This is a genomic window from Nitritalea halalkaliphila LW7, from assembly GCF_000265075.1.
Taxonomy (GTDB): Bacteria; Bacteroidota; Bacteroidia; order Cytophagales; family Cyclobacteriaceae; genus Nitritalea; species Nitritalea halalkaliphila.
In genome coordinates this window covers 1-11727 of record NZ_AJYA01000070.1, presented here as the reverse complement: position 1 = coordinate 11727, position 11727 = coordinate 1, and the positions used below count along the sequence as shown (strand labels likewise).

Annotated in this window: 11 protein-coding genes and 2 pseudogenes; 8 read left to right on the top strand and 5 right to left on the bottom strand. The window is 50.1% G+C overall.

Annotated features, from left to right (window positions below; translation table 11 throughout):
* Positions 1–44 precede the first annotated feature (44 nt).
* The 7 genes from A3SI_RS15430 to mnmD all read left to right on the top strand — a co-directional run bounded on the left by A3SI_RS15430 (position 45) and on the right by mnmD (position 5029).
* Entirely contained in the window at positions 45–1685 is a 1641-nt protein-coding gene (locus A3SI_RS15430; protein WP_009057363.1) for a heavy metal translocating P-type ATPase, read from the top strand.
* Positions 1643–2236, top strand: a complete 594-nt coding sequence (locus tag A3SI_RS23010) for an HAD-IC family P-type ATPase (protein ID WP_009057362.1) — start codon at positions 1643–1645, stop codon at positions 2234–2236. The genes A3SI_RS15430 and A3SI_RS23010 overlap by 43 nt, the downstream gene beginning before the upstream one ends.
* A gap of 6 nt (positions 2237–2242) precedes the next feature.
* A complete protein-coding gene (locus A3SI_RS15425; protein ID WP_009057361.1) occupies positions 2243–2449 on the top strand; it encodes a heavy-metal-associated domain-containing protein in 207 nt (68 codons plus the stop codon).
* Positions 2450–2569: 120 nt separating this feature from the next.
* Positions 2570–3475, top strand: coding sequence for a M16 family metallopeptidase (locus A3SI_RS15420; protein WP_316929237.1), 906 nt, complete (start codon positions 2570–2572; stop codon positions 3473–3475).
* A gap of 14 nt (positions 3476–3489) precedes the next feature.
* Positions 3490–3810, top strand: coding sequence for a peptidase M16 family protein (locus A3SI_RS23005; RefSeq protein WP_316929236.1), 321 nt, complete (start codon positions 3490–3492; stop codon positions 3808–3810).
* A gap of 6 nt (positions 3811–3816) precedes the next feature.
* Positions 3817–4308, top strand: a complete 492-nt coding sequence (gene ispF / locus A3SI_RS15415; protein ID WP_009057360.1) for a 2-C-methyl-D-erythritol 2,4-cyclodiphosphate synthase — start codon at positions 3817–3819, stop codon at positions 4306–4308.
* A 7-nt stretch (positions 4309–4315) separates the two neighbouring features.
* A complete protein-coding gene (gene mnmD / locus A3SI_RS15410) occupies positions 4316–5029 on the top strand; it encodes a tRNA (5-methylaminomethyl-2-thiouridine)(34)-methyltransferase MnmD (protein ID WP_009057358.1) in 714 nt (237 codons plus the stop codon).
* A 364-nt stretch (positions 5030–5393) separates the two neighbouring features.
* Here mnmD and A3SI_RS15400 read toward each other — a convergent pair.
* Together A3SI_RS15400 and A3SI_RS15395 are read right to left on the bottom strand one after the other, a co-directional pair.
* Positions 5394–7305: pseudogene (locus tag A3SI_RS15400) on the bottom strand (OmpA family protein).
* Positions 7306–7366: 61 nt separating this feature from the next.
* Positions 7367–7714, bottom strand: a complete 348-nt coding sequence (locus A3SI_RS15395) for a hypothetical protein (protein WP_009057355.1) — start codon at positions 7712–7714, stop codon at positions 7367–7369.
* Between the two features lie 362 nt (positions 7715–8076).
* Between A3SI_RS15395 and A3SI_RS15385 the strand changes: the two genes are divergently transcribed.
* Entirely contained in the window at positions 8077–8793 is a 717-nt protein-coding gene (locus tag A3SI_RS15385; RefSeq protein WP_009057351.1) for a hypothetical protein, read from the top strand.
* A 131-nt stretch (positions 8794–8924) separates the two neighbouring features.
* Here A3SI_RS15385 and A3SI_RS15380 read toward each other — a convergent pair whose 3' ends face one another.
* The 3 genes and pseudogenes from A3SI_RS15380 to A3SI_RS15370 all read right to left on the bottom strand — a co-directional run.
* Entirely contained in the window at positions 8925–9527 is a 603-nt protein-coding gene (locus A3SI_RS15380) for a GLPGLI family protein (RefSeq protein WP_009057350.1), read from the bottom strand.
* Between the two features lie 453 nt (positions 9528–9980).
* Positions 9981–10772, bottom strand: a pseudogene (locus tag A3SI_RS15375) ((Fe-S)-binding protein).
* A 22-nt stretch (positions 10773–10794) separates the two neighbouring features.
* Positions 10795–11727: 4Fe-4S dicluster domain-containing protein (locus A3SI_RS15370; RefSeq protein WP_009057348.1), on the bottom strand; the 933-nt coding region annotated here is incomplete at its 5' end.

Genomic DNA, 11727 nt, shown 5'->3' with positions numbered 1-11727 from the left:
CTCCCCCGCCAAGTCGTACCTTTGTAAGCATAAAGTCGCAAACCATGAAAAAAGAACTTCCCGTAGCTGGTCTCAGTTGTGCCGCCTGCGCTGTGGCCGTGGAACAGACGCTCGAAAAAGCCCCTGGCGTGAAGGCGGTGCGCGTGAATTTTGCTAATCATAGTGCCCTGCTGGAGTGGGACGAATCTGCCACCGACATCGCACGCCTCCAGGAAACCGTCCGCAAGAGTGGCTATGAACTCCTCGCCGAGACCCCTAGCCCAAGCGATAGTGCCTCCGAACAGCAGGCCCAGTACGCCGTCGTGAAGCAGAAAACGCGTTTTGCTGGACTGCTGGCCGCCCCCGTTTTCGTGCTCGGCATGTTTTTTATGGATTTGCCTTACGGCAATTACCTGCAGTGGGCACTGACCACCCCTATTTTACTCATCTTCGGGCGCCAGTTTTACACCCATGCTTGGAAACTCGCCCGCATCGGCAAGGCCAACATGGACACCCTCGTGGCGCTTAGCACGGGGATCGCATACCTATACAGTACCTTCACCACCTTTTTCCCCTCCCTGCTGCTATCCAGAGGGTTAGAGGCTCACGTGTACTTTGAGGCGGCAGCCGTCATCCTTTTTTTTATCCTGCTAGGAAAAACCCTCGAACTCCGCGCTAAAGCGGGGACCAGCGAGGCTCTGCGCCAACTCATGCAGCTGCAGCCGCGCGAGGTGCAGGTGCAGCATCCTGACGGGAGCCTAGAGCTCATGCCTGTGGAGGCGGTCGCGATCGGCACCTCTTTTCGGGTAAAGCCTGGAGAAAAAATCCCCCTAGACGGTGAAATCCTCTCGGGCGAAAGCTATGTGGAGGAGAGTATGCTCACCGGAGAGCCCCTTCCCGTAGCGAAGGCAAGCGGACAGACGGTCTTCGCCGGGACGCTGAATCAAAGTGGCAACTTGCTCATTCGCGCCACGAAAACGGATGCAGGCTCCACGCTGGCGCAAATCATCGCCCGTGTCCGCGAGGCGCAGGCTTCCAAAGCCCCCATCCAGCATCTGGTGGACCGCATTTCAGGTATTTTCGTGCCCGTAGTTTTAGTTATTGGGCTGCTGACACTCCTCATCTGGGGCTTTAGCGGCGTAGAAGATGCTTGGCTCCGGGGAATGCTGGCCCTGATTACCGTCTGGGTCATCGCCTGTCCCTGTGCCTTAGGCCTGGCCACCCCGACAGCCATTATGGCGGCCATGGGCAAAGGCGCCGAGCAGGGCATCCTCATCAAGCAGGCGGAGACATTAGAAAAAGGAAGCCGTATTCGGCACATTGTATTCGATAAAACCGGAACGCTCACCCTTGGCAAGCCTGCCCTAAAGGCGCTCATTCCCGCGGAACCGGCTTGGACTCAGGAAACGAAAATAGCCCTCCACGCACTGGAGCAGCTCAGCGAGCATCCACTCGGAAAGGCTATCGCTGAGGGCCTTAGGGTAAAGCAGCCTGCGCCGGAGGTGCAGGATTTCCGCAGCCACACGGGCCAGGGGATTTCCGGCATAGTGGCAGGCAAAAGGTACCTGATCGGCAAGCGGCAGTGGCTGCACTCCCAGTCGGTGGCACTTCCTCAGGGCTGGCTGACACGTGCAGATGAAGTAGGCAGTCTCAGGGGAATATCGTGGTTTTTGCGGCCTGCGAACAGCAGCCGCTCGCCCTACTGATCCTCCACGATCCTCTGAAAGCAGGTGCCGCCGAGGCCCTGGAGCGCTTATCGCGCAAAGGATACCGCCTACATCTCCTCACGGGGGACCAAGAAAAAACAGCGCAAGCCATCGCTCGCCAGCTGGGCATTCAGGAAGTAGCCGCAGAGCGACTCCCCGAAGAAAAAGGAGCCTACATCCGTACCCTGCAGCAGGAGGGGGCGCAGGTGGCCATGATCGGCGATGGCATTAATGACAGTGAGGCCCTCAGCCATGCGGACCTCAGCATCGCCATGGGCACTGGGACAGATATCGCCATGGAAGTGGCCGAGGTTACCTTTATGCGCCAGGACCTGGGGCTGATCGAAAAAACCTTAGCCCTGACCAATAAAAGTGTGCGGATCATCCGCCAAAACCTGTTTTGGGCCTTCATCTACAACAGTCTCGGCATCCCCATCGCAGCGGGAATCTTATACCCGGCCTTCGGCTTTCTGCTGAACCCCATGCTGGCGGGAGCAGCTATGGCCCTGTCTTCCGTCTCCGTCGTTATGAATAGTTTACGTTTAAAATAAATAGATATGGACAACTTAAAATTCAAAACCAATGTCAAGTGTGGCGCTTGTGTAGCCGCCATCCGCCCTGCTTTAGATGGCCTTCCGGTGCGCTGGGAGGTGGACCTACAGCATCCAGATCGTATCCTCAGCATTTCGGGTACTGCGGATGCCGATAAAATCGTCCATACCCTGAAGCAGGTAGGCTACCAGGCGGAGGAAATTCGCCATTAAGGAGGAAAAAGCCCACTCGTTTACAGCCGAGTAGAAAGTCGCGAAACTTTCCTGCTCGGCTGTTGTTGTTTTAAAGGCTCTTTTTGTTAATAATTTAGTAGCTTTGTTTAAACTACCCCCATGATCGACTACCACCGTTTCACCTTAGAAAATGGGCTGGATGTGCTTGTCCATGAAGACCACAGCAGCAAAATCGCCGTGGTTAACCTCCTCTATAAGGTGGGTTCCCGTAACGAGCGCCTCGGAAAAACCGGACTGGCGCACTATTTCGAACACCTCATGTTTGGCGGCAGCCAGCACATTCCCAACTTCGACACCGAGGTGGAGCGAGCTGGAGGCTCCTGTAATGCCTTCACCTCTCCGGACCTGACCAACTACTACATCACACTTCCTGCAGCAAATATAGAAACTGCCTTTTGGCTGGAATCCGACCGCATGTACTTTTTGAGCCTCGGCGAAAAAAGTATCGAAACGCAGCGCAAGGTTGTGGTCGAGGAGTTCAAGCAGCGCTACTTGAATCAGCCTTACGGAGACGCCATGCACCATCTGCGTGACGAGGCTTATGCACAGCATGCCTATAAGTGGCCCACGATCGGCGCACAAGTGGCGGACATCGAGGGCTATACACGGGAGGATGTGGCGCACTTTTATGCCATGCACTACCGACCAGATAATGCGGTCCTCGTGGTGGCAGGCGGCGTGACCGTGGAAGAGGTGCGTCGGCTGGCAGAAAAATGGTTCGACCGTAAGGCGGAAACACCTTTTATGCCGCAGGTACCCCTGCCCGAGGCCAACTGGTCTGGGAAAAAGACCAAAACCGTTTTTGCAGACGTCCCCACAGATGCACTTTATAAGGCCTATCGAATCGCTGAGCGCAGATCCACAGACTACCTAAAAGCGGACTTGCTGAGTGACATGTTGGCCTTCGGCAAATCTTCACTCCTAGAGCAACAGCTAGTGAAAAACGGCAAGCATTTCGCTTCGATCAGCGCCTATGTGACGGGCAGCATCGACCCAGGCTTTTAATTTTCAGTGGCAAAATGGAGGATGGAGTCAGCGCGGAGGAGGCGGAGCAGGCACTGGATGCTTGTCTCACCGACTTTTTGGCGCAGCCAATCGCCCCCGAATACCTGCAAAAAATCAAAAACCAAGCGGAAGCCATGCAGACGTATGAAGAAATCCAGCTGATCAACAGGGCCATGCGGCTGGCGATGAACACCTTTATGGGAGATCCAGAGTTCAGCCAGCGAGAGTACGAGCGGAAGATGGAGCTGACGGCGGAAGATGTGGCGCGCTACGGTCGGGACTTGCTGGCCCAGGACGCCTCGGTAAGTATATATTATAAAAAACAAAACGCTTAATAGAAGATGAATGCACCCCAGTTTCGCACAGGCTTCGGCTACGATGTGCATCAGTTGCAGGCCGGATATGAATTTTGGCTCGGTGGGATCAAGTTAGACTACGCACTCGGAGCGGTGGGGCACTCCGATGCCGATGTGCTGATTCATGTGATCTGTGATGCGCTTTTAGGTGCCGCGAATATGCGGGATATCGGCTACCACTTTTCCGACCAAGACCCCGCCTATAAGGGTATCGACAGTAAAATTTTATTAAAACGTGTAATGGAACTGATTCGCGGTGCGGGCTATGCGCTGGGTAATCTGGACAGCACGATTTGCTTACAAGCCTTTAAGGTGAATCCGCACATTCCGGCGATGAAGGCCTGTCTGGCCGAGGTGATGGAGGTGGAGGAGGACCAAATTTCGATTAAGGCCACGACCACCGAGCGCCTGGGTTTCGTAGGTAGATCGGAAGGCATTTCTGCTTACTGCACGGTATTGATTTATAAAAATAACTGAATCGGGTATGGAAGAACGGGAAAACCCAGAGGAGCGCGTAAAAATCATCGAAACTGAGGACGGCTCGCACTCTTTATATGTGCCAGAGCTGAAGGAAAGCTACCATTCTTTTCATGGTGCCTACCGGGAATCCGTGCACGTGTATATGTTGTACGGTCTAGAAACCTGGGCCATGCGCAATCCACAGACCTATCCGATTCGCATCTTCGAATTAGGTTTCGGGACAGGGCTAAACGCTTGGCTGGCATTAGTCTGGGCGGAGCAGCATAAGGTCCCTGTTCTTTACCACACGATCGAGCCCTATCCACTGGAGGAGTCCGTTTATACGGCTTTGAATTATGCGCAGATCGACTCCAGCATCAGTCATTATGCCCCTTATTTCGAAGCCCTGCATCGGGCCCCTTGGAATGAGGGAGTGGTGGTGAGCACCTATTTCAATATGAAAAAAGAAAAAACCACCCTCCAGGAGGTGCAGCTATACCCTGCGGATGTGGTCTTTTATGATGCTTTTGCGCCGAGCAAGCAGCCGGAACTTTGGGACTTAGAGGTCTTAGAAAAGGTAGTGGCGAGCATGAACTATGGAGCCTTGCTGACCACTTACTGCGCACAGGGAGCCTTTAAGCGGAGCCTGTCTGCCCTGCATTTACAGGTAGAAAGTCCGAAGGGCCCTCCGGGCAAAAAGGAAATGACGCGGGCTTGGAAGCAGATCGTATCGACCTAAAAAGGGGCCTTGTGCCCCTTTCGTTTGCTTTCTTTTTCTTTCGTTTCAATGTTCGTTTGCTTTCGTTTTAGGGATTTTAACTTTCTTTTTCTTTCGTTTCGATGTTCGTTTGCTTTCTTTTTATCGAAATCCCCTTTCTTTTTCTTTCTTTTCCTTTCCTTTATCGAAATCCCTCTTCTTTTCCTTTCTTTTGCCTTCTTTTTAGAAAATAAGAATCCCCAAGGCTCCAGAGGATCGGATTTTCAGGCAGCTCTAAAAGAACAAGCTCCAAAAATGCATATCCCCCGAAAACTGCGCGTTCCCGGGGGATATCCTTCTAAAATCCTGCACGCACCATCGGTGGCAGCGTAAAAGCAAGCACTACCTATTCTTGGATGGCGATCACCTTAAACTCGGTACGTCTGTTGACCTGATGCTCCTCCTCCGTACGTGCGTTCTGGATAAGCAGCTGGCGCTTTCCGTAACCCTTCGCCACTAGACGCTCGCGCTCGATACCCTGGGACGCGATGTAGGCCACCGCAGACTCTGCACGTCGCTGCGATAAGTCATCATTATAGGTATCAGAAGCACGATCATCCGTATGGGAGCTCAACTCGATGCGAATAGCCGGATTATCCTTTAAGATCTGTACCAATTTATCCAATTCTTCCGCCGCATCCGGACGAATTTCCGCTCGATCTAAATCGTAATAGATATTCTCCAAAACAATCGCACGGTCGAGCTCTAATTTTTCAAGAACGATCAGCGTATCCAAGGTAATCGTCGTCACATCCTGCACTAGCGTGGCAGGATCAGGCGTTTTCCCCACCGTACTGAAAGGTACACTCTTCGAGAAATACCCTCCCTTAGAGGCCATCAGTGTGAAATCAGCACCCGGCGTCAGCGTAAAGCGCAAGGTTCCTCTCTCAGAGCTGAAATCTCCGTCTTCCATTTTGTTATCCGGACCATAAAGTACCACCCTCGTATTCGGCAAGACCTGTTCCGTACCATCCGGCAGCCTTTCTTTCGTCGCCACATTTAGACGAACATTAATCACCTTCGGAGTCGGTGTATTGTCTCGGAAGATGTATATATCATCATCTCCTTTTCCTCCCTCGCGATCCGAAGAAAAGAACCCTTCCGTGGGATACTTGGTAAAAAACAAGGCAAAATCATCTGCCGAGGAGTTCATATTCTCCCCTAAGTTTTTGACCATCCAGCCGCCCTCCTCTTTTGCTCCGCCACAAAAAGATCTAACTTCCCAAAACCAGGATGTCCATCCGAGGAGAAATAGATTTTGCCATCCGGACTAATTCTTGGAAACAACTCATTACCGCTGGTATTAATCTCCGGCCCTAAGTTCACGGCATTTCCGAAATCGCCATTGGCCAGTCGCGTCGCCTTGTACAAGTCAATGCCCCCATAGCCCCCAGGCCGGTTCGAAGCAAAATAAAGCGTATTACCATCCGGACTAAATGCCGGCGTGCTGTTCCACCAAACTCATCTTCGTTTACTGGCATCCAAATCGGCTGTGTGAAACCTCCACCTCTAAAGTAGGAAGCAAAGAGCGCCGTCTCGGGCAAGTCCTTCGAAGACGTGCTGTTCGCGCGCGCATAAATAATGGTGTTTCCATCTGGGCTAATCGCGATACTCGCCTGATCAAGTCCCTCTTCGTTACGAAACTCTGGAAGCGCTTGAATATTATTGACATCTACTCGTAACCCTTCTGCACGTGCGCGAAATAATTTCGTGTAAGGCCTTCCTACAGCAGGATAAATCGAGGATGACTGCCGCGAACTGGTGAAGTAAAAATGCCCCTCGCTCACTAATGGCGCATAGTCAGGTCCCGCCGTGTTTAAGGCTTCGAAATTTTCGATTTCCACGAACTCCCAGTAATTGGTGATCGCCGCCACAGCCTTTAAATTCGTGATTCGCTCCGTGGCTGCTTTGATATTATTATCATTCAGTGTCATGGATTTTGCCTTCTCGAAGGCCTCTATCGCTTCATCACGCCGCCCTAGGGCCTGCAAGCCCTGTCCGTATCTGTAATAGTTTTCGAAGGTCTCCTCCTGCTCGATGAGCTTCTCATAGTAAGGCACAGCCTTTTCGATGCGGTTCGAAAGCCGGTATGCCTCCGCCACCTTAAGGTTCGCATCCTTATCCTCTGGATTCGTTTCGAGCACCTTACTATACGCATCGATCGCATACTGATACTCTCCGGACGTATAATATTTGTCGGCTTTCTGCTGCAGCGAACCACAGCCTAGGCCACCCACCAAGAGAACAAGCAGCGCCATCCGCGCTAAAATTACAGTATAAGGTTTCATATGCCCTTCTAAATACACGCTGTTACAAGGTTTAATTTGGAAAATATCGCTTGAGCCAGCTTTCCGCAGCTGGCTGTAACCAGGACTGCTCGAGCTCTCGCTTATGCGTCACCGTCGGGTTCAGGATGAAAGAATCTTTCTGAATACGCTCCTGAGCCACAGCTTCTTTTATCGCCGCCAAAGGCAGCACCTCCACTTCTTTTTCGGATTTAACGTAGCTGACCTTTCCTTTGTTTAGGAGGTCTAGACCGAAGCGCGCCTCGATTTCCCGCAGCACCGCCACAGAACTATCGATGGAGCAGCCGCTCACCTGTCCGGCTTTTTCTTCCGCCGCTAAGAGAATCACCTGCCCATAGCGCACCTGAAAACTGGTGGGCATAGCGTTCCATGTGTGTTCCAGTTCTGGCAGAAAGCATGGAGGCGCTCTTCGATTGCACTTTGCTCCTCCGGAGCAAAAGGCCTAGAGGCTTCATACACCCAAACACGGGCTTCATCAGAAAGGGTATCAAATGGAATAAACATGTTATGTACGACTTTAATAAACGAATATACGGGAAGGATATTTTCCTTCCAAAAGGATAACTTTCTTCCGCAGCTTTTGGCTCCCGAAAGGCGAAAAAATATTTTTTATCTCCTTAAGCTGAGAAATATACGAGAAATGATAGCGAAAAGCGAGGAAAAATCGTTTATATCGTGTGGAGAATGTACGATGGGTGCAGGATCCTCCGAAAAACTGTTGCTATGACCTTATTTCCTTCTTTTTCTACTTGGCTACGCCTGAGTCTACTGGGCGTCGCACTCCTTTTCCTATCTTTAGGGACAGCCTGTAATCGGGATGAGGAAAGCCCTGCCGCTGGGCGAGATGAGGAGGTCGTTTTTCTGAACGATAGCACGAACTTTCGTATTCAGCATGCACGCGCTTTCGATTACGGCTCATTTTTCAACTTCTACTCCATGGACTTTGTACTTAGCGATCAGGCCCTCATAGCACCCGATAACGAAGATCTAAATGATGTAAACTTCACCTTGCCCTTTGGTGCCTCTGCGGTACTGATTGAGCTACTGGTGCGGGCGGAAAATTTTGAAAACGGCCTATACACCTTTACCCCTATCTCCGAAGTCGGACCTTTTGGGCCTGATCGATTCTTTGAATTCGCCGAGATCGGTTTCTTTTTAGATGAGGAAACAGGAAATTTCGAACAATTCATAGAAGCTATCGGTGGCGAGGTAGAAGTAAACTATACCCCACAGAGTGAGCAGCTCACGATTCGTGCCGAACTGCTCTTTGCGCAGCAGCCCCCTATCCGTTTTCGCTTCTCAGGTGCTGCCCCCCTAACGGTAGTGCGCAGTCCTACAAACCCCGGTAATCGGCAGCATTTTTCCTGGGAGGATTTTCCTGCCTACCGGCAAAGCAAGGGAAAAGGGCTTCAACGTTTTTCCCGTCCTACGAAAGACTAAATACGGACTCAGTGTCTTCTCATCCTAAAGTAAGTTAACTACACCGGGAACCTCGCTGACTAGAGGGCTTTTGCACTTTTCTTCAACTGTCTAATTGCTCTCCTGCTCCAGTCTTTCCAAATAGCTTCTTCCTAAACAGTAAAACCCATGTCCTCAGGTAAGCTGATCTCTCGGTCCACCTGTTTGATTTTAGTAGCTATAGCACCATGGCCAGTCCATTCGGTATAGGTAATTTGTAAAATTAAACCAGGTAAACCCGTATATTTATTAGGACCAAGCTGCGCTTCAATTCCCGGTGTGAACCATGCTATAACATCTCCCATCTGATGATCAGCAAATCCATGTTCTTTTGGTAAAACGGCCTTTTGACACGTATAACCAAGGATTTCCTTTGTTTCGTTTGTTAATTGCCAAGGCATGGGTTTGGGGGTATAAGTAGCATTAAGGCGCGTGCCATCCTCTAATGTTCTGACGACATGACGCGAACCGTCCTCTTTAAAAAACATAGAGTAGTAGAAATGGTACCTTTCAGCCTGAAATCCTTGGGGTGTCACCCAAGTTCGCGCTTCTATCGGAAAAAAGAACTCAGATAGGTTATCGGAGATAAAGAGAAATATCTCATCTTGGTCATTTAAATGAGGAGCTCCCGTCATATAAGTAACCTGTAAAGTCTGCTGTGCCTGCACTAAGGAAAGAATCAGGCAAAGCGCTGCGGTAAATGTGATTTTTTTCATAAGATAAATAGTATTGTACGGGTAATAGGACAGTTTACTCGAAATTCCTTGTAAGAAAGTAAGAGTTGAGTCATACCACTTTCACCTTGTGCCGTGCATAGGGTGACGCATTTGCAACCAAACAGAAAATCACCCCCTCAAAATAAAGATTATTTTCTCATAATTTTAGTGTTAAATAGATAAGATAATGTAAGAGTTATAATCATTGGCCAAATAATTATGTCACCAAACTAAAAAAAAAAAGAACGAAACAATACTTTGATAAAAAAAATTCCATTATTTATCACAACAATCTGATATTCAGTAGATTAAAAAAATCATGTAGCCCCAAAATCCCACATAAAAGACTCATTATCAGCCAAGAAGAGTCGAACACTTCGTTCCTAGCTCATGAAGGCAAAAAAAACAGGTCACGTGGTGACCTGTTTACTTGCTCTGGTAAGGGGCTGGAAATTATATCCCCATGTCTTTAGCTACCATTTCAGCTAGATCGTACACCTGCACGGAGTCTTCCTTTTCTTTATTTTTAATGCCATCCGTCATCATCGTCAAACAAAACGGACAACCCACTGCCACTGCAGAAGCACCCGTCTGCAATGCTTCCTCAGTCCGCTCGACGTTAATGTCTTTATTACCCGGCTCCGGCTCCTTAAACATTTGGGCACCGCCCGCACCACAGCAGAGCCTTTCGTGCGGCAGCGCTTCATCTCTACCAGCTCTACATCCAGCGCCTTTATCACTTCACGAGGTGCTTCATAGACATCATTCGCGCGTCCGAGGTAACAGCTATCATGAAAAGTGATTTTTTTACCCTTAAAACTGCCACCGCCCTTCAGTACGACACGGCCTTCCTGAATCAGCTGCTGTAAAAACTGCGAGTGATGGATGACCTCATAATTCCCGCCGAGCTCGGGATATTCATTTTTAATCGTGTTAAAGCAGTGCGGGCAAGCCGTCACGACCTTTTTAATATTATAGCCATTTAAAACTTGGATATTCGCTACTGCCTGCATCTGAAAGAGAAATTCGTTGCCAGCACGGCGTGCAGGATCTCCTGTACAGGTCTCCTCATTCCCGAGGACAGCGAAATTTACCCCTACCTTATTTAAAATTTTCACGAAGGCCTGGGTTACAGCTTTGTAGCGATCATCGAAAGATCCCGCACAGCCTACCCAAAAGAGCACTTCCGGTTCTTGACCATTCGCGGCCATTCTCAGCCATTGTAGGTACTTTATATGTTGTCATCTTATTCGAGCTTATGTCTTACTTATTTTTCCATTTGTTCTTCCTTCACCTTCTCCGCCCAGTTAAATCGATCTGTAGGGGCGAATTTCCACGGTGAAAAGGAGGTTTCCATATTTTGGAAAACCGCATTCCACTGCGCAGGGGTGCCAGACTCCTCCATGGCCACATAGCGCCGCAGCTGAAGTATAATCGATAAGGGATCGATATTTACCGGACAAGCTTCCGTGCACGCGTTGCAAGTGGTACACGCATTGATCTCTTCTTTTGTGATGTAATCTCCCAGTAGGGACTTGCCGTCCTCGAGTCCTTTTCCACCCGCATCGATACTCTTGCCTACCTCTTCGGCACGGTCCCGAACATCCATCATGATCTTACGTGGCGAAAGCTTCTTCCCTGTTAGGTTCGCCGGGCACTCTGCCGTACAGCGCCCGCATTCCGTGCAGCTGTAGGCGTTCATAACATTTACCCAAGAAAGGTCATTGATATCTTTGGCGCCAAAGCGCCCAATCTCCGCTGGAGCAGCCTCGCTGGCACCTCCCTCCGGCTGAATACCCAGCATCATATTTACCTCATTGGTTACTTCTGGCATGTTACCGATTTCTCCTTTGGGCTTCAAGTTCGAGTACCAGGTGTTCGGGAATGCCAAGAAGATGTGCAGGTGTTTCGAGTACGTCACATAGATGGCGAAACCGAGAATACCGACGATGTGGAACCACCAGGCAAAACGCTCGGTAAAGATAAGGGCACTGTCAGACATCCCCACGAAGAGCGGCTGAATCAAGCCACTAAAAAACAGCCCATCCAGCAGCACGTATTTTTCTACTCCGCGCTCTGCTAAAATCTGATCCGTGGCATTCATGGTAAGAATGGCGAACATTAAGATCACCTCGATGATCAGAATCAAATTGGCATCCAGCGCCGGCCAGCCTTTCAGCTCCCCCATACGGAAACGCTT